Annotated in this window: 23 protein-coding genes and 1 pseudogene; 13 read left to right on the top strand and 11 right to left on the bottom strand. The window is 65.6% G+C overall.

Annotation, left to right across the window (positions count from 1 at the left end; translation table 11 throughout):
• The 3 genes and pseudogenes from JHD82_RS09870 to fliF all read right to left on the bottom strand — a co-directional run.
• A pseudogene (locus JHD82_RS09870) lies at positions 1–386 on the bottom strand (flagellar assembly protein FliH); the annotation flags it as partial.
• Complete coding sequence (fliG, locus tag JHD82_RS09865) at positions 379–1,374, bottom strand: flagellar motor switch protein FliG (RefSeq protein ID WP_012202571.1); 996 nt, start codon at positions 1,372–1,374, stop codon at positions 379–381. The pseudogene JHD82_RS09870 and the gene fliG, both read right to left, overlap by 8 nt.
• Positions 1,375–1,401: 27 nt before the next feature.
• Positions 1,402–3,111, bottom strand: a complete 1,710-nt coding sequence (gene fliF, locus JHD82_RS09860) for a flagellar basal-body MS-ring/collar protein FliF (RefSeq protein ID WP_034398050.1) — start codon at positions 3,109–3,111, stop codon at positions 1,402–1,404.
• Positions 3,112–3,288: 177 nt separating this feature from the next.
• Between fliF and fliE the strand changes: the two genes are divergently transcribed.
• Entirely contained in the window at positions 3,289–3,606 is a 318-nt protein-coding gene (gene fliE / locus JHD82_RS09855) for a flagellar hook-basal body complex protein FliE (RefSeq protein WP_013800367.1), read from the top strand.
• Between the two features lie 433 nt (positions 3,607–4,039).
• Here fliE and JHD82_RS09850 read toward each other — a convergent pair whose 3' ends face one another.
• The 3 genes from JHD82_RS09850 to flgA form a co-directional block, all read right to left on the bottom strand.
• Complete coding sequence (locus tag JHD82_RS09850) at positions 4,040–4,411, bottom strand: hypothetical protein (protein WP_012202568.1); 372 nt, start codon at positions 4,409–4,411, stop codon at positions 4,040–4,042.
• A gap of 76 nt (positions 4,412–4,487) precedes the next feature.
• On the bottom strand, positions 4,488–4,808 hold the full coding sequence (gene flgM / locus JHD82_RS09845) for a flagellar biosynthesis anti-sigma factor FlgM (RefSeq protein WP_012202567.1): 321 nt from the start codon (positions 4,806–4,808) through the stop codon (positions 4,488–4,490).
• A 78-nt stretch (positions 4,809–4,886) separates the two neighbouring features.
• Positions 4,887–5,651 carry a flagellar basal body P-ring formation chaperone FlgA gene (gene flgA / locus JHD82_RS09840; RefSeq protein WP_012202566.1) on the bottom strand — a complete coding sequence of 255 codons (765 nt, stop codon included), beginning with the start codon at positions 5,649–5,651 and terminating at the stop codon, positions 4,887–4,889.
• A 234-nt stretch (positions 5,652–5,885) separates the two neighbouring features.
• On the opposite strand from flgA, the gene flgB reads away from it, so the two are divergent.
• From flgB to JHD82_RS09780, 12 genes are all read left to right on the top strand, one after another.
• The gene (gene flgB, locus JHD82_RS09835) at positions 5,886–6,299 is read left to right on the top strand and encodes a flagellar basal body rod protein FlgB (protein ID WP_013800365.1); all 414 of its coding nucleotides are present in this window, start codon (positions 5,886–5,888) and stop codon (positions 6,297–6,299) included.
• A 30-nt stretch (positions 6,300–6,329) separates the two neighbouring features.
• Positions 6,330–6,734, top strand: a complete 405-nt coding sequence (flgC, locus tag JHD82_RS09830; RefSeq protein ID WP_012202564.1) for a flagellar basal body rod protein FlgC — start codon at positions 6,330–6,332, stop codon at positions 6,732–6,734.
• A gap of 34 nt (positions 6,735–6,768) precedes the next feature.
• On the top strand, positions 6,769–7,431 hold the full coding sequence (locus JHD82_RS09825) for a flagellar hook assembly protein FlgD (protein WP_012202563.1): 663 nt from the start codon (positions 6,769–6,771) through the stop codon (positions 7,429–7,431).
• Between the two features lie 40 nt (positions 7,432–7,471).
• Entirely contained in the window at positions 7,472–8,743 is a 1,272-nt protein-coding gene (flgE, locus tag JHD82_RS09820; protein WP_199136249.1) for a flagellar hook protein FlgE, read from the top strand.
• Between the two features lie 29 nt (positions 8,744–8,772).
• Positions 8,773–9,513, top strand: a complete 741-nt coding sequence (locus JHD82_RS09815; protein ID WP_012202561.1) for a flagellar basal body rod protein FlgF — start codon at positions 8,773–8,775, stop codon at positions 9,511–9,513.
• A gap of 22 nt (positions 9,514–9,535) precedes the next feature.
• Positions 9,536–10,318, top strand: a complete 783-nt coding sequence (flgG, locus tag JHD82_RS09810; protein WP_013800362.1) for a flagellar basal-body rod protein FlgG — start codon at positions 9,536–9,538, stop codon at positions 10,316–10,318.
• A gap of 175 nt (positions 10,319–10,493) precedes the next feature.
• Entirely contained in the window at positions 10,494–11,201 is a 708-nt protein-coding gene (locus JHD82_RS09805; protein WP_063327631.1) for a flagellar basal body L-ring protein FlgH, read from the top strand.
• Between the two features lie 20 nt (positions 11,202–11,221).
• Positions 11,222–12,370: a flagellar basal body P-ring protein FlgI gene (locus JHD82_RS09800; protein ID WP_199136247.1), complete on the top strand. Its 1,149-nt coding sequence runs from the start codon at positions 11,222–11,224 to the stop codon at positions 12,368–12,370.
• The gene (gene flgJ / locus JHD82_RS09795) at positions 12,367–13,329 is read left to right on the top strand and encodes a flagellar assembly peptidoglycan hydrolase FlgJ (RefSeq protein ID WP_012202557.1); all 963 of its coding nucleotides are present in this window, start codon (positions 12,367–12,369) and stop codon (positions 13,327–13,329) included. The genes JHD82_RS09800 and flgJ overlap by 4 nt, the downstream gene beginning before the upstream one ends.
• Positions 13,330–13,343: 14 nt before the next feature.
• The gene (flgK, locus tag JHD82_RS09790) at positions 13,344–15,308 is read left to right on the top strand and encodes a flagellar hook-associated protein FlgK (RefSeq protein WP_199136245.1); all 1,965 of its coding nucleotides are present in this window, start codon (positions 13,344–13,346) and stop codon (positions 15,306–15,308) included.
• A gap of 23 nt (positions 15,309–15,331) precedes the next feature.
• Entirely contained in the window at positions 15,332–16,531 is a 1,200-nt protein-coding gene (gene flgL, locus JHD82_RS09785) for a flagellar hook-associated protein FlgL (RefSeq protein WP_199136244.1), read from the top strand.
• A 21-nt stretch (positions 16,532–16,552) separates the two neighbouring features.
• On the top strand, positions 16,553–17,845 hold the full coding sequence (locus JHD82_RS09780; protein WP_199136242.1) for an HDOD domain-containing protein: 1,293 nt from the start codon (positions 16,553–16,555) through the stop codon (positions 17,843–17,845).
• Positions 17,846–17,988: 143 nt separating this feature from the next.
• Here the strand turns inward: JHD82_RS09780 and JHD82_RS09775 are convergent, their stop codons facing one another.
• The 5 genes from JHD82_RS09775 to JHD82_RS09755 form a co-directional block, all read right to left on the bottom strand.
• Entirely contained in the window at positions 17,989–18,288 is a 300-nt protein-coding gene (locus JHD82_RS09775; protein ID WP_012202553.1) for a flagellar protein FliT, read from the bottom strand.
• Positions 18,289–18,290: 2 nt separating this feature from the next.
• Positions 18,291–18,704, bottom strand: coding sequence for a flagellar export chaperone FliS (gene fliS, locus JHD82_RS09770; RefSeq protein ID WP_012202552.1), 414 nt, complete (start codon positions 18,702–18,704; stop codon positions 18,291–18,293).
• A 104-nt stretch (positions 18,705–18,808) separates the two neighbouring features.
• Positions 18,809–20,224: a flagellar filament capping protein FliD gene (gene fliD, locus JHD82_RS09765; protein ID WP_199136240.1), complete on the bottom strand. Its 1,416-nt coding sequence runs from the start codon at positions 20,222–20,224 to the stop codon at positions 18,809–18,811.
• Between the two features lie 180 nt (positions 20,225–20,404).
• Positions 20,405–21,277, bottom strand: a complete 873-nt coding sequence (locus JHD82_RS09760) for a flagellin domain-containing protein (protein WP_199136238.1) — start codon at positions 21,275–21,277, stop codon at positions 20,405–20,407.
• Between the two features lie 291 nt (positions 21,278–21,568).
• Entirely contained in the window at positions 21,569–22,420 is an 852-nt protein-coding gene (locus JHD82_RS09755; protein ID WP_071953708.1) for a flagellin domain-containing protein, read from the bottom strand.
• Positions 22,421–22,617: the final 197 nt, after the last annotated feature.

The following is a 22,617-nucleotide window of genomic DNA, read 5'->3' as shown; positions in this document are numbered from 1 at the left end:
TGGCCTTCGGCGCGTGCCTGTTCCAGCAGGGCATGCAGTTGTTCCTCATCCACTGCGGGGGCGGTGGAGGCCGGAGCGCCCGGCGTGTCGGCTTCGACATCCAGCACCATGGAGTCGGCCTCCAGCCGCGGCGCATCGGAGCGTCCGGGCAGCGACAGGCTGTGAAAGCCCGACGCGGAGGCAGGCGCGCGCGCCATGCCCGCGCCGCCATGCGCAGCCTGGGCACCGGATGCGGCGGGCGCACCCTGGATGTCCGGCAGGCCCGCGAGGCTGGGCAGGCTTTTCAGGCCGCCCATGTGGTCCACGGCGCCGAAGCGCCACTGCACCACCTGGCGCTCGTCGATCTCCTCGGAAGGGATGAAGCGCGAGTTCATGCCGTTAGACATAGCTGTCTTCCGCACCGCTGCCGATGGTGATCTGGCCTTCTTCGGCCAGGCGACGCACCACCTTCAGGATTTCCTTTTGCTGCGCTTCCACTTCGGACAGGCGCATCGGGCCGCGGCCTTCCAGGTCCTCGCGCAGCGACTCGGCGGCACGCATGGACATGTTGGCCAGGATCTTGTCGCGCACTTCCATCGAGCCGCCCTTGAGCGCGATGATCAGCGTCTCGGACACCACCTCGCGCAGCACCAGCTGCACCGAGCGGTCGTCCAGCTTGACCAGGTCGTCGAACACGAACATCTTGTCCATGATCTTCTGGGCCAGGTCCGGGTCGTAGTTGCGGATGGTGTCCAGCACGGCCACGTCGGCATTGCCGCCGAGGTTGTTGATCATCTCGGCCGCCGTCTTGACGCCGCCCAGCGAGGTCTTGCGGATCTTGTCGCCGCCGGCCAGCACCTGGAACAGCACCTCGTTGAGGTCCTTGAGCGCGGTCGGCTGAATGCCTTCCAGCGTGGCCACGCGCAGCATGACTTCGCTGCGGAAGCGCTCGGGCAGCTGCATCAGGACGGCAGCGGCCTGCTCGTGCTCCAGGTGCACGAGGATGGCGGCCACGATCTGCGGATGCTCGCCGCGCAGCAGTTCGGCCACGGACAGCGGGTCCATCCACTTGAGGCTTTCGATGCCGGAGACATCGCCGCCCTGCAGGATGCGGTCGATCAGCAGCGCCGCCTTGTCGTCGCCCAGGGCGCGCTTGAGCACCGAGCGCACATAGCCGCTGGCGTCGTCCACCAGCAGGCTTTGCGCGGCCGCGTCATCGGCAAAGCGGTTGATGACGAAGTCCACCTTCTCGCGCGAGACACCGCGCATGTGCGCAATGGTCTCGCCGAGCTTTTGCACTTCCTTCGGGGTGAGGTGCTTGAACACCTCGGCCGCTTCCTCCTCGCCCAGGGAGACCAGCAAGATGGCGGCGTCGTTCAGGCCTCGTTCGTCCATATCTCAGCAATCCGTGTTTTGAGAGGCTCAGGTGGCCTCGCCGTTGATCCAGGTCTTGACGATGTTGGCCACCGCGATCGGGTTCTGCTTGGCCAGTTGGCGCGCCTGCTCCAGGCGCACTTGCTCCTGCGTGGGCGAAAGATCGACAGCGGGTGCAGCCAGCGCCGGACGGTCCAGCTGCTCGCCTTCGATGGCATTGAGCTGTCCGCCCACGGCCACCGTCTTGCGGCCCTTGAGCATGGGTCGCACCAGGCCCAGCAGCAAGATGGCGCCGAACAGGGCCAGGCCGATGGGCACGCCCAGGCTGCGGGCCATGTCCAGCACTTCGGGCTGGCGCCACAGCGGCACATCGGCGGGCACTTCGTCCTGCACAAAGGGCGTGCTGACCAGGTTGACCGAGTCGCCGCGCTCTGCGCTGTAGCCCACGGTCTCGCGCACCAGGGTCAGCAGTTGCGCCTGCTGCGCTGCCGTCAGGCCGCGTGCGGCGGCAGCGACGGTGGCTGCATCGGTTGCCGCACCGGCCGCACCGGCAGCGGCCGGCGCAGGGGCAGCCACCAGGGGCGCATTGATGACCACGGCGGCCGTCAGGCGCTTGATGCTGCCCGTGCTGCCGCGTGTATGGCGCACGGTCTTGTCCACTTCGTAATTGGTGATGGACTCGCGCTTGCTGGCAGAGCGGGCGGCGTTCTGGCCGTCGGCCGCCTGGGGCGCGGGATTGGCGCCGTTGACCGGCGCAGAAGCGTTCTGGGGCGGCTGGTTGCTGGTGGCGCCGGGAATGCCCGTGGGCTGGGGCGGCTTTTGCTCGCCCGTGCTCTCCACCACCTGCTGGCTGCGCACCACGCCCGCGTCGGAGGACTGGTTGGGGCGGTGCTGCTCCGAAGTCGATTCGGTCTGGCTGAAATCCATCTCGGCCGAGACCTGCGCCTTCACATTGTTCTTGCCGACCACGGGCTCCAGGATCTCCAGGATGCGGCGCACGTACTGCTGCTCGATCTGCTGGGTGTAGTTCAGCTGCTGCATGTCCACGGCGTTGGCGTTGCCGTCGGGCGACTGCGACAGCAGCTTGCCCGAGTCGTCCAGGATGCTCACGGCCGTGGGAGCCATCTCGGGCACGCTGGAGGCCACCAGGTGCACGATGCCCGCGATCTGCGTGCGGTCCAGCACGCGGCCCGGGTACAGGCTCAGCAGCACCGAGGCCGAGGGCTTTTGCTGCTCGCGGAAAAAGCCGTTCTGATTGGGCAGGGCCAGGTGCACGCGTGCGCTTTGCACGGCGGCCAGGGCCTGGATGGAACGCGTCAGTTCGCCTTCAAGACCGCGCTGGAAATTGAGGCGTTCCTGGAACTGGGTGATGCCGAACTTGCTGTTCTCCATCAGCTCGAAACCCGTCACCGAACCCTTGGGCAGGCCCTGGGTGGCCAGCTTCAGGCGCACATCGTGCACGCGGTCGGACGGGATGAGGATGGCACCGCCGCCTTCCGTGTAGCGGTAAGGCACGTTCATCTGCGACAGCTGGGCGACGATGGCGCCGCCATCCTTGTCGCTCAGGTTGGAGAACAGCACCTTGTAGTCCGGCTGGCGGTAGAACATGGCCGCCGCACCCAGGGCGACAACCAGCAGCACGGCGATCGCGCCCCAACGCAGGCGCGCGCCACGGTCCATGGCCGTCCAGCGCTGCTGCAAGGCAGGCTGGGGCACGGGAGTGGCTTGAGGGACAGGGATTTCAGCGACAGCAGACATCTTGGTTCCAGGTGTTCGAGCCCTGCACACACAGGACCCTAGCGTGCTGTCGATTATTCGAAGTCCGCCGCTTCACATTCGCCCGATAAGCGCGCCGTTTGGCCGTCTATTTGCCGCGATGCGAAAACCCTGCCGCCCTACGATCTCGTCATCTTGCTAACTCCGATGGAATGTGTCATGGACCTTCGCATCCCCAGTACCACCTCTCCCCTGTACGGCACCCAGCTCCCCAAAGGCGTGGGCGCAGGCGACGCATCGACCAAAGTGGCGGCTGGCGGCTTCAGCCAGGCCCTTCAAGGCGCGCTGCAGTCCGTCAGTTCAGCCCAGAACAACTCCAGCCAGCTGCAGCGTGAGGTGCAGTTGGAGAACCCGGCCGTCAGCCTCGAAGAAACCATGATCGCCATGCAAAAGGCGCAGATCGGCTTCCAGGCCACGATGCAGGTGCGCAACCGGCTCGTGCAGGCTTATACCGACGTGATGAACATGCAGGTGTGAGGACGTCCGGCCCCGGCCGGACCCTCTTTGCCTCCTCAGATCGCAGACCGCAAACCGCAGACCGAACGGGATTTGCGCGCGCCATTGCGCTTGCATTGCCATTGCACGGCAGCGTCATTTCCGCGCATTTCGGATCTTGCCGCCTTCAGGGTCCTTGCTTCGTTTTCCCCGGATCTGGCCTCTGGCCATCCCTCATTCCTGGCCGCCCTTCCTGCGGACGGCCATCCAGCATTCCCCCGCCTCCACCTCATTGACCGAGCGCAGCCTCATCCCGCGCATGGATGGGTACGCCCAAGCTCCAGCCATGCCTGCGCCCGCTGCGCAGATTCATTCAACCGAATCCCAGCCCGGAAAAGACAAAACCCTCGGGCACGGATGCCGGAGGGTTGAGCAGCGGGAAGAAAGAAGAGAGAGAGAAAAAAGGGACGCGGCTTCAGCTGGCCGAGTGGTAGATGCGCGCCTTGCCCGGTCCGGCATGGGGGTGTCCATACAGGTCGCGTCCATACGTGGCCTGGTCCGAAGTCTGGGGAATCAGCGCCGCCGCCTGGCTCTGGGCCACCACGGCCATGCGTGCCAGCTGGTCGCGCTGCATGGCCATCTGCTCGCCCAGGGCCTGGGCGCGTTCGCGCAGCTCCTGCGTCCAGTCGGCCGCGCTGAAGCGCCGGGCCAGCTCGGAGAACGCCGCCATGGCATCGCGCAGCCGGGTGCTGGACTGCTCCAGCGCGACCGCATCCTTCGATTGCAGCGAGGCGGACACCATCCGGACCACCGCGTCCAGGGAATCGAGCATCTCGCTGAGAGTCATGGGACAGGCCTTGCTGAAAAAAGAAAGCGCGTGCTCGCGCCGGAAGGAAAAAACCGAGAAAGAACCGAACCCGCGCTCAGACGCGCGAGTGCGAGAGGAATTCTTCGGAGTTGGCCAGCAGCTTGTCGGCCACGGCGTCGGCGTTCACGCGGAAGGTGCCGTTGGCAATGGCTTCGCGGATTTCCTTGACGCGGTTGGCATCGAAATCGGCCGTGGCGCGACCAGATTGGTCCAGTGCGCGGGCCGAGGTCGAGAACGACACGGGAACGCCGGCCGCCTTGGCAGGCTGGGCCTGGGCGGAGGATTCCTCGGTGGCAATGGTGCTGGCTGTCTTGGGCTGCTTGGCGGCGGCCTGGGAGGCAGCGGCGGGCAGTTCCGGTTTTTGACCTATCTTCATCTTGATTCTCCAATCGCCCTGGCGGCGTGAGGCGCTGTGCCTAGCTTTCGACTGCCTGGAACAAAACTTGAGGGTTTTTTACTGGACCAGCACCACGCCCTCGGGATTCACCACCCCGGAGATGAGCCGGCCATTATCCATGCGAACCCGCACGGTCTGGCCTTCGCCGGCGGCCGACATGGCCTTGCCCGACGATGTGACGGAAAAACCACCACCGTTGACCAGAACTCGCACTTCGGCACCCACCGCGAACAGCGCCGGCGTGCGCAGCATGTTCTGGCGCAGCGCCTGGCCTGCGGCCAGCGGGCGGGAGGCCACCAGGCCCACCCAGTCCTGCTGGTTGGCGTAGACGGCGGCCGATTCCTCGGCCCAGTCCACTTCGGCCTGGACGGCATCGTCGGCCGACAGCGGGCGGCCCGAAGGCACGCCGTTTTGCAGCACCCAGGCCGGCCCCCAGGCCTTGACCGTGATGGGCAGGAACACATTCCAGGCCACGGCGCCCTGCAGGCAGCGCAGACCCAGGCGGGTACGGCCCCACAGGCGCGAGCCTGCGGGCAAATAGGGTTCGACCTTGGCGCAGGCGGCCAGGCGCAGGCGGGGATCGAGCTGGCCCATCTGCACTTCCATGCGCAGGGGCAAGGCGCCTGCGCCGGCCATGCCTTGCTGCAGGGCCTCGTCGGCAAAGCGCTGGCCGATCTGGCTGAGCTGGGCTGCACCGTCAGGTGCGTTCTGCGCGAAGGCAGGACCTGCCAGCGACGCTCCAGCGGCAAGCGCAGCGCATGCGGCGGCGCGAGCGAGGGCTCGGACGGCGGATAGCGAATGGGCGGTGCTGAAGTTCGGCATGGCTGTGGCTCCTGACTTGCTCCGGCCTCCCGTCAGGATGGGTGGGACACCTGGAGCGATGCCAGCAAATATAGGACGAGCGCTCTTTTCCGAAGCGCCGAACTGCGCAGGCAAACGCGCTTTCTTCGCGCTTTAGCGTTCGGGCCCGATTTCCATAATCGACGCATGCCGCAGTCCGTGGGCTGCCGCCATTTCGTCAACCGATCACCGCAAATCCCAGAGGGCGAGGCCGACATGCTCGACAAGATGACTGAACGACTGGACTTCCAGAGCAAGGCGCTGGTGCTGCGCGCCGAGCGCCAGCGTGCAATCGCCAGCAACATCGCCAATGCCGACACCCCGGGCTATGTGGCGCGCGACTTCAATTTCCGCGAGGCGCTGACGGCCGTTACCTCCGGCCCCTCGCCCATGACGCTGGCCAGCGTCAGCCAGGGCGGACACATTCCCCTGCCTGCCGCCGCCTCGGGGCAGAGCGCGCAAAGCCATCTCGGCTACTCGGTGCAGGCCCAGACCAACATGGACAACAACACCGTGGACCTGGACCGCGAACGCGCCAACTTCGTCGACAACGCCGTGCGCTACGAAGCCACGCTGCGCTTTCTGAACGGCCAGGCCAAGACCATGCTGTCGGCCATCCAGGGCCAGTAAGCCGGCGCCACAGATCACAGGAGCTTTCCCATGTCCATGTTCTCCATCTTCAGCATCTCCGGCAGTGCCGTCAGCGCCCAATCGCAGCGCCTGAACGTCGTGGCCTCGAATCTGGCCAACGTCGATGCCGTGGCCGGCCCCGACGGCAAGGCCTACCAGGCGCGCCAGGTGGTCTTCCAGACCGTGGCCATGGGCGAGGAAGGCTCCTCGGGCGTGCGCGTCAGCGCCATCAGCCAGGACAACACGCCCGGCCGCCGCATCCACGACCCCCAGCACCCGCTGGCCGATGCCGAAGGCTATGTGACGCATTCCAACGTCAGCGCAGTGGACGAGATGGTCAACATGATCTCGGCCTCGCGCTCCTACCAGAACAACGTCGAGGTCATGAACACGACCAAGTCGCTGCTGCTCAAAACCCTGCAGATGGGCCAGTGAGCCCCGTCCGCACCACTTTCCAGGAGCCACTCCCATGATCTATGGCGCAGGCAGCGTCGCCAGCACGGCCGACATCAACAACAAGTCCGCCACGAGCAATTCGACCACCGACCCCGCGGCGGCGCAGGACCGTTTCCTGAAGCTGCTGGTCGCGCAGTTGAACAACCAGGATCCCATGAATCCCATGGACAACGCGCAGATGACCTCGCAGATGGCGCAGATCAACACCGTCACCGGCATCCAGCAGTTGAACAAGACCATGGAAAGCATGGCCGGCCAGTTCACCGCCATGCAGGTGCTGCAGGGCACGCAGATGATCGGCCGCACCGTGCTGACCGAAGGCAACACCCTGGGCGTGGGCAAGGAAAAGTCCTATACGGCTGCCTTCGACCTCGAAGGCCCGGCCGCCGACGTGAAGGTGCAGATCACCACCGCCAGCGGCGAGCTGGTGGACACCGTCGAGCTGGGCAGCGGCACCGCTGGCCGCAACTACTTCACCTGGGACGGCAGCAAGTACACGGGCGACGCCAGCCAGCTGCGCTACACGGTGCAGGCCACGAATGCCGACACGGTCGTGGCCTCGACCACGCTGTCGCCCCATGCGGTGCTCGCCACAGGCACCACCGACGGCAAGCTGACGCTGGAGCTGGACGACGGCACCAACGTCGCCTACGCCTCCGTCAAGGCCGTGTACTGACCCCCGCACCATCCACCCAAATACATCGCAGGAGCACACCATGGGATTCCAACAAGGCCTCTCGGGTCTGAACGCCGCCAGCAAGAACCTGGACGTGATCGGCCACAACATCGCCAACGCCAACACCACGGGCTTCAAGTCCTCGCGCGCCGAGTTCGCCGAGGCCGTGGCCAGCGCCGTGGGTTCGGCCAGCGGCCAGAACAGCGGCATCGGCGTCAATGTGGCCGCCGTGACCCAGCAGTTCCGCCAGGGCCCGATCACCACCACGGGCAACAACCTGGACGTGGCCATCAACGGCAACGGCTTCTTCGTCGTGCGCCAGCCCGACGGCAGCACGGCCTATACGCGCGCCGGCAACTTCGGCCTGGACAAGCAGGGCAACCTCAAGACCGTGCAGGGCGACAACGTCATGGGCTACCCCGTGGACGCCACCACGGGCAAGGTGCTGGCCGGCGGCCAGCCCGTGCCCATGGTCTTTCCTTCGGGCCAGCCGATCGCTGCCAAGACCACGACCAAGATCGACGTGTCGCTGAACCTCGATGCGCGCGCCACGCCCGCAGCCGGCAACTCCACCGCCACGCCGCCCGTGCCCGCCACGCCGCGCGCCACCTATGGCACCTCGATCAACGTCTATGACAGCCAGGGCGTGCCCACGCCGGTGCAGATGTACTTCGAGAAGGACGCAGCCTCCAACACCTGGAAGGTCTACGACGGCCTGGACGATCCGGCGGCATCGCCCCCGAAGGTCGCCACCTTGCTGACCACCCTGGTGTTCGATGCCTCCGGCAAGATCACCAGCGGCAGCCCCGTGACGGCGCAGATCAAGAGCAGCAACCCCAACGCGCCCACGCCCGGCACCATCAATGGCACGGCGGGCGTGACGCTGGACTTCTCCAACGTCTCGCAGTTCGGCTCCAAGTTCGCGGTCAGCAGCCTCAAGCAGGACGGCTACACCGCTGGCGCGCTCACCGGCATCAATGTCGGCAACGATGGCTCCATCGTGGCCACCTACTCCAACGGCGTGACGCGCACCGAGGGCCAGCTGGCCCTGGCCGCCTTCACCAACACCCAGGGCCTGGGCGCCGTGGGCGACAACAAGTGGGTGGAGACCTCGGATTCGGGCCCGGCCCTGAACGGCACGGCCGAGTCGGGCACCTTCGGCTCGCTGCGCTCGGGCGCGCTGGAAGACTCCAACGTGGACCTGACCGCCGAGCTGGTGAACATGATGACCGCGCAGCGCGCCTACCAGGCCAATGCCCAGACCATCAAGACCCAGGACCAGGTCTTCTCGACCCTGGTGAACCTGCGCTGATAGCCAAGAACTGAGTCAGGAGAGCCGGCATGGACCGCATCATCTACACCTCCATGACGGGCGCCAACGCAGCGGCGCAGCGTCAGTCCGTGCTGGCCCACAACCTGGCCAATGCCGGCACCAACGGCTTCCGGGCCGAAATGTCCACCTTCCGCTCCGTGCCCCTGCAGGGCAGCGGCGCGGGCACGCGCGTGTTCGCGCTGGAGGCGACCTCCGGCTACGTGGACACGCCCGGACCCACCCAGCGCACGGGCCGCGCACTGGACGCCATGGCCATGGGCCGCGCCTGGTTCGCCGTCCAGGGCCTGGATGGCCAGGAGGCCTACACACGCAACGGCGTGTTCGAAGTCTCCCCCGAGGGCCAGCTGGTCAACAGCAATGGCCAGGCCGTGCTGTCCGACGGCGGCGGCCCCATCGACATTCCGCCCGAGTCCACGATCACGCTGGGCTCGGACGGCACGCTGACCGCCAAGACCGGCAACCAGCTGCCCGTGGCCGTGGGCCGCGTCAAGCTGGCCACGCCGCCCGAGGACACCGCGCTGGTGCGCGGCAATGACGGCCTGTTCCGCACGGGCGACGGCGATCCGCTGCCCAACGACGAGAACGCACGCCTGCTGTCCGGCGCCATCGAAGGCTCGAACGTGAACTCGGTGGAGACCATGGTCGGCATGATTGCCGCCGCCCGCCAGTTCGAGACCCAGATGCGCCTGCTGCAGACGGCAGAAACCAATGACAAGACGGCCAGCCAACTCTTGAGCATGAACGGCTGAAAGCACTGAAAAGGAAAACGCCATGATCAATTCACTGTTCATCTCCAAGACCGGCATGGAAGCCCAGCAGACCCAGCTGGACGTGATTTCCCATAACCTGGCCAACGTCTCGACCACGGGATACAAGCGCGCCAGCGCGGTGTTCGAGGATCTGATCTACCAGAACCTGCGCCAGTCCGGCTCGCAGACGACCGAGCAGAACCAGCTGCCCACGGGCCTGCACCTGGGCCTGGGTGTGCGCACGGTGGCCACCTCGCGCAATTTCCTGCAGGGCGCCCTGCAGCAGTCCAACAATGCGCTGGACGTGGCCATCGACGGCAACGGCTTCTTCCAGGTCAACATGCCCGACGGCACCACGGCCTATACCCGTGACGGCTCCTTCCAGGTCGATGCGCAGGGCCAGCTGGTGACTGCCAGCGGCATGCCCATCGCCAACGGCGTGACCATTCCCCAGGGCGCGACCAAGGTGTCGATCAGCCCCGAGGGCGTGGTCAGCGTGACCATGGCCGGCCAGGCCGCGCCCCAGCAGGTGGGCAATATCGCCATGAGCCAGTTCATCAATCCGGCCGGCCTGGAGCCGCGTGGCCAGAACCTGTTCACCGAGACCGCTTCCTCGGGCCAGCCCCAGCAGGGCCAGCCCGGCGTCAACGGCATGGGCATGATCAAGCAGGGCTACCTGGAAGGCTCGAACGTGAACGTGGTGCAGGAGCTGGTGACCATGATCCAGACCCAGCGCGCCTATGAAATGAATTCCAAGGCCATCACGACTTCGGACCAGATGCTGGCCAAACTCGCGCAGCTGTAATCGATCTCTCCCCCTGAGCGGCTTCGCCGCTTCCCCCTCTCTCGCTGCGCGGGAGGGGGACGACACCCTCGGTGCGGGGCGGCCCTTCCTCGGTGTCCCTGGGCTGGGACATGCCAGTTCTCGAGGGTGGGGTCTGCATGCGCAGCCATGAACCATTGAACCCGGGAACATCGCCATGACCCAACGAATCTTCTCCCTTTCCGCAACGGGCACGTGCCTGGCGCTGGCGGCAGTCCTGTCGGGCTGCACGACGCTCAATGACCCGCCGCCCGTGGACATGCCGTCCACTGCGCCTCCCGTGCTGATGCCGGCCGCGCCCGTGGCGGGCAGCCCTACAGGCAGCCTGTTCAATGCCGCCAGCTACCGTCCCGGTTTCGAGAACCGGCGCGCGCGCCTGGTGGGGGACATGGTGACGGTGCAGATCGTGGAGCGCGTGACGGCCAGCCAGAAGTCGGATTCGGGTCTGAAGCGCTCCAACAAGACCACGGCGGGGATTTCTGCGCTGCCGCTGTTCTCGGGCAATGCGCTGGCCAATCTCAAGGACCGCTCGAACATCGGTTTCAACAACAACAACGACTACACGGGCTCGGGCTCGACGTCCAGCGACAACACGTTCACGGGCGCCATCAGCACGACAGTGGTCGATGTGCTGCCCAACGGCCATCTGGTGATCGCCGGAGAAAAGCAGATCGGCGTGAACCACAACGTGGATGTGCTGCGTTTCACGGGCACGGTGGACCCGCGCACGATGCAGCCCGGCAGCCTGGTCGCATCGACCCAGGTGGCCAATGTGCGCGTGGAATCGCGCAGCCGCGGACAGGCCGGGGAAGCGCAGTCAATTGGCTGGTTGTCCCGGTTCTTTTTGAACGTTATGCCGTTCTGATTCTCCGGAGAATGGACAGCATGAAAGTACTGTCCATGCTCCTGACATTGCGCCAAGCGCAGCGCCCCTTCTGGGTTGCAGCCGCCCTTGGCGCCAGCATGCTGACCCTGCCGGCGCATGCAACACGCATCAAAGAGGTCGCTGCCATCCAGGGCGTGCGCAGCAACCAGTTGACCGGCTACGGTCTGGTGGTCGACCTCGACGGCACGGGCGACCAGACCACCCAGATGCCCTACACCAAGCAGGCGCTGGCCAATTACCTGGAGCAGATGGGCATCTCGCTGCCCGCCACAGGCAATTCGGGCCAGCTGCAGCTCAAGAACGTGGCGGCCGTGATCGTCACCGCCGAACTGCCGGCCTTTGCCCAGCCGGGCCAGGCCATCGACGTGGTGGTCTCCTCCGTGGGCAATGCCAAGTCGCTCAAGGGCGGCACCCTGGTGGCCACGCCGCTGCGCGGCGCCGATGGCGAGATCTATGCACTGGCCCAGGGCAACCTCGTGGTCGGCGGCGCCGGCGCCTCGGCCGGCGGCTCCAAGGTACAGATCAACCACCTGAGCGCCGGCCGCGTGCCGCAGGGCGCCCAGGTCGAGCGCGCCGTACCCACACCGATCAACGAAGGCGACAGCATCACGCTGGGCTTGAACGCCACCGATTTCCAGACCGCCGACAAGGTGGTGCGCGCCATCAACCAGCGCATGGGCCAGGGCGTGGCACAGGCGCTGGACGGGCGCACCGTGCGCGTGTCCGCACCCCAGGACCCGGGATCGCGCGTGCGCATGATCGCCGAGATCCAGGAGATGCCGATCGAGACCTCCAAGCCCTCGGCCAAAGTCGTGATCAATGCACGCACGGGCTCCATCGTGCTCAACCAGGCCGTGACCCTGGGCCCCTGCGCCATCGCGCATGGCAACTTGGCCATCACCATCAGCACCACGCCGGTGATCAGCCAGCCCGGCGCCTTCTCGCAGGGCCAGACCGTGGTGGCCCAGAAGTCCGACATCCAGATCAAGCAGGAGCCCGGCAACATCATCAACATGCCCGGCTCCCCGCAACTGACCGACGTGGTGCGCGCACTCAACACGCTGGGCGCCACGCCCCAGGACCTGCTGGCCATCCTGCAGGCCATCAAGGCCGCAGGCGCCCTCAACGCCGAACTGGAGGTGATATGAGCATCGCACTTCCCAACGGATCGCAGACTGCGGCCAGCAATGCGCTGGCGGCCGACGCCCGGTCCCTCAACGCACTCAAATTCGCGGCCGGCGAGAACAGTCCGCAGGCCGCGAAGGAAACCGCCAAGCAGCTGGAATCGCTGTTCATGCGCGAGATGATCAAGAGCATGCGCGAGGCCACCATGAAGTCCGGCCTGCTCGACAGCGCACAGGGCAACCTGAGCACCGACATGCTGGACCAGCAGCTGTCGGTGGCCATGTCGGGCCAGCCCGGCGGCCTGTCGGATGCCATCACGCGCCAGCTGGCCCGCACCATGGGCTCGGAAGCCGCCGAGGATGCCGAGATCTCCGTGCCCTCCACACTGAGCATGAGCCGCATCGCCTGGCGCAGCACGGCCGGCAGCGCCAATGGCACCACAGGTGCCTGGAGCGGCAGCCGCAGCAGCGCGGCCCAGTCCGTCAACGCCTACGCGCCCGCGCCCAAGGGCCGTGACAACTTCGTCGCCCACCATGGCGACGCCGCTGCACGCGTGGCGCAGGAAAGCGGCATTCCGGCCGCCTTCATGCTGGGCCAGGCCGGACACGAGACCGGCTGGGGCAAGAGCGAAATCAAGAATGCCAATGGCAGCAATGCCCACAACCTGTTCGGCATCAAGGCCGGCAAGGGCTGGACGGGCAAGGTCGCCGAGGTCACGACCACCGAATACATCGACGGCGTGGCGCGCAAGGTCACGGCCAAGTTCCGCGCCTACGACTCCTACGAGGAGTCCTTCCGCGACTACGCGCGCCTGATCACCAGCAATCCGCGCTACGAGAAAGCCATGGGAAAGACCGACTCGGCCCTGGCCTATGCGACCGAGCTGCAGAAAGCCGGCTACGCCACCGATCCCGAATACGCCAGCAAGCTCAGCCGCGCCATCCAGAGCGCCGTGCAGAGCGCGGCACGTGCCCAAGCCTAACCAGAGAACACGTCATGAGCCTTTTGAACGTCGGGTCCCGCGCCCTGATGGCGAACCAGATCGCCCTGCAGACCACAGGCCACAACATCGCCAACGTCAACACGGCCGGATATTCGCGCCAGAGCGTGGCCTTCCAGACCTCGCCGGGCCAGAACATGGGCAGCGGCTACATCGGCAATGGCGTGGATGTGAACACCATCCTGCGCAACTTCAATGACCTGCTCAACCGCCAGGCAGCCACGGCCAGCGCCGTGTCGGCGGCCGACTCGGCGCGTGCCACCTCGCTGGCGCAGATGCAGGAAGTGTTCGGCGGCGGCAAGACCGGCCTGGGCGCGGCGATCACCGACATGATGAATTCGTTCGGCGACGTGGCCGGTGCGCCCACCGACCCGTCGGCACGCCAGGTGGTGCTCACGCGCATGAACGAGCTGGCGGCGCGCTTTCGCTCGGCATCGGCCCAGCTGGACGAGCTGGACTACAGCGCCAAGCAGCAGATGGGCAACGATGTGACCGTGGTCAACAGCCTGGCCGGCCAGGTGGCCACGCTCAATGCGCAGATCAGCCGCTCCATCGCCTCGGGCCAGACGCCCAACGACCTGCTGGACCAGCGCGACCAGCTGGTGCGCAACATCAACAAATACGTGCAGACCAGCCAGATCCCTGCGGACGACGGCAGCATCAGCCTGTTCGTGGGCGGCAGCCAGCCGCTGGTGCTGGGACCCAATTCCGCACAGCTCACGCTCAAGGAAGCCACCGAGTTCCCGGGCAGCGGCAAGATGGCCCTGTACTTCCAGCAGCCCGGCGGCCAGAACGTGGAACTGACGCCCTCCATGCTGGGTGGCGGCGAGATCGCCGGCCTGCTGCAGTTCCAGGGCAGCGACCTGACCGAGGGCCGCAACCTGCTGGGCCGCATGGCCCTGGCCATTGGCGACTCGCTGAACGAGCAAAACAACCTGGGCCTGACGCTGTCGGGACAAAGCGGCAGCAATCTGTTCAAGCTGTCCATGGTCAGCAACGGCTCGACCACGGGCGCGCAGTGGACCGGCGCCACCACGCCGACGACCACGGTGGTCGACTCCAGCCAGCTCAAGGCATCCGACTACCAGATCGTCTTCGGCAGCACGGCACCAGCAGGCAAGGTCATCCGCCTGTCGGACGGCAAGGTCACGGACTTCACCAACATGGCCGACCTGAGCTCCAAGGAGATCGACGGCCTGCGCTTCGACCTCAAGGCCGAAGGCGTGTCGGGCAACACCGTGCTGTTCCGCCCCATGGCGGCGGGCGCCCACGACATCCAGGCCGCCGTGCACTCGCCCAACGACCTGGCCGTGGCCAACCCCGTGGCGGCCAGCATCAAGTCGCTGGGCGATGCGACCCTGCAAATGGGCGGCATCCAGGTCAGTGCCGGCTTCAACCTGGCAGGCTTTGCCGGCGCCGAGGTGTCGTTCAGCAAGAACGCCACCGGGCAGCTGGAATACACCATCACCCCGGCACCCGCAGGCGGCATTCCTGCCACCGGCCTCTACACCTCCGGCCAGCCGATCCAGCTGGCACCGGGCCTGCAGGTCAAGATCACTGGCACGCCCGCCATCAATGGAACCACCAGCGACAAGGTCACGCTGGGCAAGGCCACCGACCCACAGTACGGCACGGCCTATCAGCGCGATGCGGGCAATGCCAGCTCCTTCCTGGCCCTGCGCGACAGCAAGCTCTTCGATGGCTCGACCACGCTGAGCGACGGCTTTTCCACCGCCATGGCCCAGGTCGGCACGCGCACCCAAAGCGCGCAGTACGCGGCCAAGCTGTCCGAGACCATTGCCAAGAACCTGGAGGCGGACCGCACGGCCGTCTCGGGCGTGAACCTCGACGAAGAGGCCGCCAAGCTGCTGCAGTACCAGCAGTCCTACCAGGCCTCGGCCAAGATGCTGCAGGTCGCGCAAAGCATTTTCGACAGCGTTCTGCAGACCGTAGGCCGCTGATCACAGGACAGGAGCATTCCACCATGAGCATCTCCCGCATTGGCACGGCCAACATGTACGAAAGCACCATCAACAACCTGAACTCGCGCAACACGAGTCTGGTGGACCTGATGGAAAAGACCACTTCCGGCAAGCGCGTGGTGCGCGCCAGCGACGACCCCGTGGCCGCCGCACAGGCCGAACGCGCACTCACGCGTATCTCCCGCTCGGAAAACGACCAGCGCGTGCTGGGCTTGCAGCGCGATGTGATGGCCCAGGGCGAATCCAAGCTGGGCACGGCCCAGGACGCGCTCAAGGACTTCCGCGACCTGATCCTGCAGTCCGGCAATGGCTCCTATGACCAGAAGGCGCGCGATGCGCTGGTGCAGCAGCTCGAGAGCCTGCGCAACCAGGTGCTGAGCTACGCCAATGCCAAGGACTCCAACGGCCTGCCCATCTTCCGCGGGCTGGGCAGCAAGGAAGATCCTCTTGTCAACAACACCCCCGGCGCCAACTCCCAGTTGCAGCCAGGCCAGGCCACGGGCAGCGAGAACGGCCTGCCGCTGGCGCTGGACGGCTTTGCGACCTGGATGAACGTGCCCACGGGCAACGGCGTCTTCGCCGTGTCGCGCCAGTCGCCCACGGGCAGCTCGGCCTATGCCGACCTGGGCACGGTGTCGGACCCCAGCGCCATCACGGGCGCCAGCTACACCCTGAATTTCACCAAGGACGCCACGACGGGCGCCCTGAGCTACACCGTCACCTCCGGTGGCACGACCGGTGCGGCCATTCCCTACACGGCCGGCGACAGCATCACCGTGGGCGGCATGTCGATGAAGATTTCGGGCAACCTGGCCACGGGCGACAGCTTCACGCTGGCCCCCAGCCAGCGCACCGACCTGTTCAGCGTGCTGGACAACGTGATCGCGGGCGTGAAGAACGGCGCCACCGATGCCGGCGCCATGCAGCAGGCGCTGGGCCGCGGCCTCAATGAACTCGACGCCGGCATGAGCCGCGTCCAGGCCATGCGCAGCTTCGCTGGCGACCAGCTCAACCGCGCCGACCGCCTTGAAGACGACATGAAGAACCAGGCGGACCAGCAGGAAGCGGCGCGTTCGCGAGCCGAAGACATCGATATGATCAAGGCCCTCTCCGATGTGGACATGCAGAAGGTGGGCATGCAGGCTGCCTTGCAGTCCTATGCCTCGATCCAGAAACTGTCATTGTTCAACTTCATCAACTGATAGCCACCCGCGCATGCATCCATGGTCCAGTCCGTCCTGAGCTCTCTGACCCTCGGCTATAGGCCGCTCTGGAACCAGGCCCGCCGTCTGGCGGGCGTGCAGCTTTATCTTCACGAGGAACCCGGCGTCCAGGCCGACGTGGCCCACCTGCTGCGCATACTGCGCGAGACCTGGGGCACGCAGTCGCCGCCGGTACTGCTGTCGCCCCAGTCGCGCCAGGTGCTGTGCGACCTGCTGGAAAACGCCTCCAAGGGCAGCCCCTGGATCGAGGTGCGCGGCGACTGGCTGCAGGACTCCGCCATCTACGACCTGGTGCGCCAGGCGCATGCGCGCGGCCTCATGCTGGTGTGGCGCGGGCCGCTGTCCGATGTGCCCGACGCCCAGGCCGCCCACTGGTTTGCCAGCAGCCTGCTGCACCTGCCGCCCGAAGGCGCCTCGGGCATGCAAAACCAGACAGCGCTTGCGCTGCAACAGGCCGCGCAGGCAGCCCAGGCACCTGCCAAGCTCCAGGCCCTGAAGCAGGCCGCCAAGCCCGCACCCACCCTGCCTCCCCTGCAACTGCTGGGCGGCCAGATGTACGAGGGTCTGGACAGCCTGGCCCTGACCGACCTGTGCCTGGACAGCTTCCATGCGGGCGCCATCGCCGGCTGGCCCGTGGCCGATACGCTGCATGCCCAGCGCCATCACGCCGCCCTGCCCAGCCGCGACACCGTGCTCGCACTGATGCGCGCCGTCGATGCCGAGCAATCGATCGAGGCCTTCGAGCAGATCCTGGGCGAGGACCCCATCCTGGCCTATCGCTTCATGCTCTACACCAACTCCGCAGCCCTGGGCCTGCGGGGCAATGTGGACTCGCTGCGCCGCGGCCTGGTGATGCTGGGATACGGCACGCTGCAGCGCTGGCTGTCCGACCAGCTGCCCCACGCCTGCACCGAGCCCAGCCTGGTGCCCGTGCGCACCGCCATCCGGCTGCGCGCCAGCCTGACCGAGCGACTGATCGAGGCCGGCATCAGCCACGACCTGCAGCGCGAGGTCTATCTGCTGGGCCTGCTCTCGCAGCTGGACCAGCTGCTGGGCGAGCCCCTGCCCACCGCGCTGCGCCGCATTCCCGTGTCCGAGCGCGTCTTCGACGCCGCAGTGACGCGCACCGGCCCCTACGCGCCGGCCCTGCTCATGGCCATTGCGCTGGAGTCCGACGATCCCGCACCGATCCGCCAGCTGCGCGAAGAACACGCCTTCGAGATCGAGGACGTGAACCGCATCCTGCTGCGCATGCTCAGCGAACTGCAGGTGCAACCCTCGCCTGCGGCCTGATCAGTCCACAGCGGCCGGGTGGGAAGCCTCAGCCGCCGCTGGCATCCGCAGATTCCGCCCATAAAAAAACCGCCTGAACATCAGGCGGTTTTTTTATGGCCGGCAGGAAGGCTGCGGATGCAGCTCCTGCCGATCTGCCCTGCTCAATGCATGGCGTGGGGCTGGCCGTCGAACATGTGCTCGAACTGTGCCAGCCAGGGCTCGGCCAGCGTGCGGATCTGGGCATCGTTGCGCAGGATACGCTGCATGATGCGGGCCTTCTCCTTGCGCTGATCGGGCGCCAGCGGCTCGTCATGCGACTTGAGCCGCAGCTGCTCGATCAGCACGGCACAGGTGCCCTCGTAGCGCGTCACCCCCTCCCAATCCTTGTTCTGTGCGGCCTGCAGCATCTTGGCGCTGCTGTCTTCTATGGCCCGGTAAAAGTCAATCAATGTCAGCTCCATTTCTAGGTCCCGGCAACGGCTGGCGCGTTGGCGATGTCGCGCCAACCATGGGCAATCGGAGCCAGCACATCCTGCGCGCTTTGCAGCAGCGCCGTGTCGTTGCGCAGATTGGCCAGCGTCAGCTGGGTGATGCTGTAGTCGTAGACGGAAATCAGGTTCTGGGCCAGCTCGCCACCTTCATCGGGATTGACAGAGGCCTTCAGGCCTTCTTCCAGAATGCGCACGGCCTTGCCGATCTGCACACCCTTCTCACCGATGTCGCCACGCTGCATGGCTCCCTTGGCCGCGTTCAGCGCTTTTTCGAGCGCGTCGAACAGCAGCTGGATCAGCTGGTGGGGCGATGCGCCGTCCACGGAGGACTGGACGCCGACCTGGGCGTAGGCACTTGCAGCACGGCGGTTGAGCGATGTGTACATGTTCGTTTCCTTGATGTCTTGTTCTTCGGCTGCAATGCCTGAAAATTTAGAGGCACCGGGCATTGGTTACAGAAAACACGACCGCCGCTCCGCATGGCTCCTATTTATTTATTCCACTGGGAAACCTGCTGGTTCATGTAGGCACTGAGCGCCGAGTAGCCGCTCATCTTCTTGTCCAGGGACGCGTACTGCTCACGCAGGCGCTTTTCCAGCGAATCGGCCTGGTCATTGATCCGGTCCTGGGACTTGCCGTTGCTCTTCTTGAGCTCCTGCAGGCTCTTGCTCTTGGTGTCGAAGGTGCCATCGAATTCCAGCGCCTTGCGCGTGAAATCCTTCATGCGCGCGGCCAGGCCCTGCGTATCAGGCTGCCCGTCCGTTCCCACTGCGGCAAACATCTTGCTCATGGACTCGGGGTCCTTCAGCGCTGCGTCCAGCTTGGTCTTGTCGCTGGCCGTCGTACCGAAGGCCAGCTTGCCGCCCTTCTGGATCTGTATGCCCATGTCGGACAGGCGCTTGAGCGTGTCCGCGCCGCCAGCAACCGTACCCGAGACCACGCTGCGCAGGCTGTTGGTCATGCCCACCGTGGTGGAGTCCCCCTGCAGCACGCCGGCCGCCTTGCTTTCGGCGTCGTACTTGGTCGAACTGGCCAACGCGTCGTTGAGCCCGTTGTAGGCATCCATGAAGGCCTGGATCTTCTTCTTCAAGGCATCGGTGTCCGAGGTCACTGTCACCGTGACAGGGGACGTCGTCACCTGGTTCACCGTGATATTGAGGCCAGGCAGGGTCTGCTTGAATTCATTGGTGGTCGATTGCACCTTGATGCCATTGACATCGATCTCGGCGTTCTGGGCGTACTGAGCCACGGAACCCGTGGTGGCCGCGCCATTGAACGCCAGGGCCGAAAGGCTGGCATCGCCACTGGCACCGACGGTGAAACCCGCATCCGCGCCCGTGCTGCGCGAGCGCAGCACCAGACGTTCGCCCTGGGCATCCTTGAGCACAGAGGCGACTACGCCGGTGCCCTTGCCGTTGATGGCCTGGACCACGTCCTCCAGCTTGGCACCCGCCGCGATATCGATCTCCATCGGCGTGCCAGGATTGCTGAACTGGGTTCCACCACTGTTCCAGTTGCCCATGGTGATGGTGAGCTTGCCAGCCCCGAACTGGGTGGCCGTCGGCATGATACCGGTCGCCACCGACTGGCTGCGCGCCAGCTGCGTCACCGAGATCACCGAAGATCCAGGCAGGGCATTGGCGTCCGTCACCGTGACGCCCACAGCCGTATTGGTCGTGGCAGCATTGGTCAAGCGCCAGGTATCGGCGTCGGCCAGCGAAGTGGCCGCGTCCTGAAGCGTGGACATCAGGGACTTGATCTGCCCGAACGTGGATATCTTGGAATCCAGGACAGACGCTTTTTGCTGAAGCGGAACCAGTGACTGCCTTTGCAGGGCCACCAGTTTGGCGATCATCGTCTCGTCCAGGCCGCTGCCGCTGATGCCAGCTGAACTCAAGGTGGCCATGACCATCCCTTTCTAAGTGCAGAACACCTCCGCGCCATAGCGCAGAGCGCGTCCTTGCGAACACGCACACCAAATGCCCGAGAGCATTCCCCGGTATCTTATCGACCGGTTTTTCCGGAACCTGAGGCTTTTCTTGGCCACGCCCCGCGCAGCCAGGCTCAAAGCCCCGCGGGCTCCCTCTTACTGGATCAGCTTGAGCACCGACTGGGGCAGCTGGTTGGCCTGGGCCACCATGGCTGTGCCGGCCTGCTGCAGGATCTGCGTGCGGCTCAGGTTCGCGGTTTCGGCAGCGAAGTCGGCATCCATGATGCGCGAGCGTGCGGATGCGGTGTTCTCTGCAGCCACCTGCAGATTGGAGATCACGGCCTCGAAGCGGTTCTGTGCGGCACCGAAGGTGGCGCGCGTGTTGTTGACCAGATCCAGGGCGGTGTCGATGGCAGCCATGGACAGGCGAGCATCAGGCGCCGAGCTACCCGCGCCGAGCAGCGAGCCCAGGGCTCCACCCAGGGTAGGAGGCGTTCCGGCCGTGATGGCCAGGCCACCAGGAGATGCGCCGGTCAGATTGACCGCCGTGATGGTGATCTGGTTGTCGGCGCCAGTGTTCGCGCCCACCTGGAACACGGTGGGATTGTTGTTGTCCAGCAGCTGGCGGCCGTTGAAGCTCGTGCTGCCGACAATACGGGCGATTTCCTGTGCCAGTTGCTGGAACTCCTTGTCCAGCGAACCACGGTCCGTCGTGCCGTTGGTGTCGTTGGCGGCCTGCACGGCCAGCTCACGCATGCGCTGCAGGTTGTCGCTGAGCTTGCCCAGCGCGCCTTCGGCCGTCTGCGCCATGGAAATGCCGTCATTGGCATTGCGCATGGCCACATTCATGCCGCGTACCTGAGCGTTCATGCGCTCGGCAATGGCCAGACCCGCCGCGTCGTCCTTTGCACTGTTGACACGCAGACCCGAAGACAGGCGCTGCATGGTCGTGCTCAGCGACGACTGGGATGTGCTGAGATTGCGCTGGGCGTTAAGCGAAACAAGATTGGTGTTGATGATGGATGCCATGGGGCAGCTCCTCGTTAGGCATGAACAATGGCCAACCGTTCGACGACCCCAAGCCGCCAGAACGCCAGAAAGCACGCCAGGACTTCCAGCTCTGCCTATCTGATGCCAACGATTGTGCGGAAAAGCCCCTGCGCCAAAGCGCCGATAAAGCCCATGATCGGATGCCAATTCACCCTTCGAACACCCTCTTCGCCCACTCTTTCGGGCATAAAAAAACCCCAGGCAGATGCCTGGGGCCTGGAGAATTCCGGCCGCCTCCTGCTTGGGAAGGCAGCCGGACTCGTACTACGATCAGCGCAGCAGGGCCAGGACGCCCTGGGGCAGCTGGTTGGCCTGGGCCACCATCGCCGTGCCGGCTTGCTGCAGGATCTGCGAGCGGCTCAGGTTGGCAGTTTCCGAAGCGAAGTCGGCATCCATGATGCGGCTACGGGCCGAAGCGGTGTTCTCGGAAGCCACTTGCAGGTTCGAGACCACGGCCTCGAAGCGGTTCTGCGTGGCACCCAGCACGGCGCGCTCGGAGTTGACCGTGTCCAGGGCCGTGTCCAGGTTGCTGATCACGGTGGCCAGGGCAGTCGCGGTCAGGGCCGTGGTGGCGTCGGAGCCGATCGAAGCGCTGGTGATGTTGCCGATATCGGTGTTCGTGCCCAGATTGCTCGTGGTGACGGTGATCGAATCGTTGGCCGAAGTGTTGGCGCCCACTTGGAAGTTGATGGCGCCGGCATCGGTGCTCAGGATCTTCTTGCCGTTGAAATCAGCGCCCTTGATCACGCGGTCGATTTCCTTGCCCAGCTCGACGAATTCCTTGTTCAGCGAAACCTGGTCCTTGGCGCCGTTGGTGCCGTTACGGGCCTGCACAGCCAGTTCACGCATACGCTGCAGAGCGTCGGTCACCTTGGACAGGGCGCCTTCAGCGGTCTGCGCCATCGACACGCCGTCGTTGGCGTTGCGCACTGCCACGTTCATGCCGCGGACCTGGGCATTCATGCGTTCTGCGATGGCCAGGCCAGCGGCGTCATCCTTGGCGCTGTTGACGCGCAGGCCGGAGGACAGGCGCTGCATGGTGGTGGACAGCGAGCTTTGCGAAGTAGCCAGGTTGCGCTGGGCGTTCAGCGATTGCACGTTGGTGTTGATAGACATGGCCATGGTGACAACTCCTAGTAAAGTCAGTTACGTCGCCGCCACGGTGCCCTCGCTTATCGCAAGGCGGGCGGCGGCGGCCCAATCCGACCATCGGCCGCTTTCACATCGAATTACGCGGCTTTTGGTGGGCTCAGGACTTTTTGTCCCTCTGCTGAGTTGGTTTTCGGAGCTGCCCCGGCGAACTTTAGGGGGACTTCACA

The organism is Delftia sp. ASV31, assembly GCF_016428765.1.
GTDB lineage: Bacteria > Pseudomonadota > Gammaproteobacteria > Burkholderiales > Burkholderiaceae_C > Comamonas > Comamonas acidovorans.
Note: the sequence above shows the minus strand (reverse complement) of the source record. Positions and strands in the feature narration are given on the sequence as shown.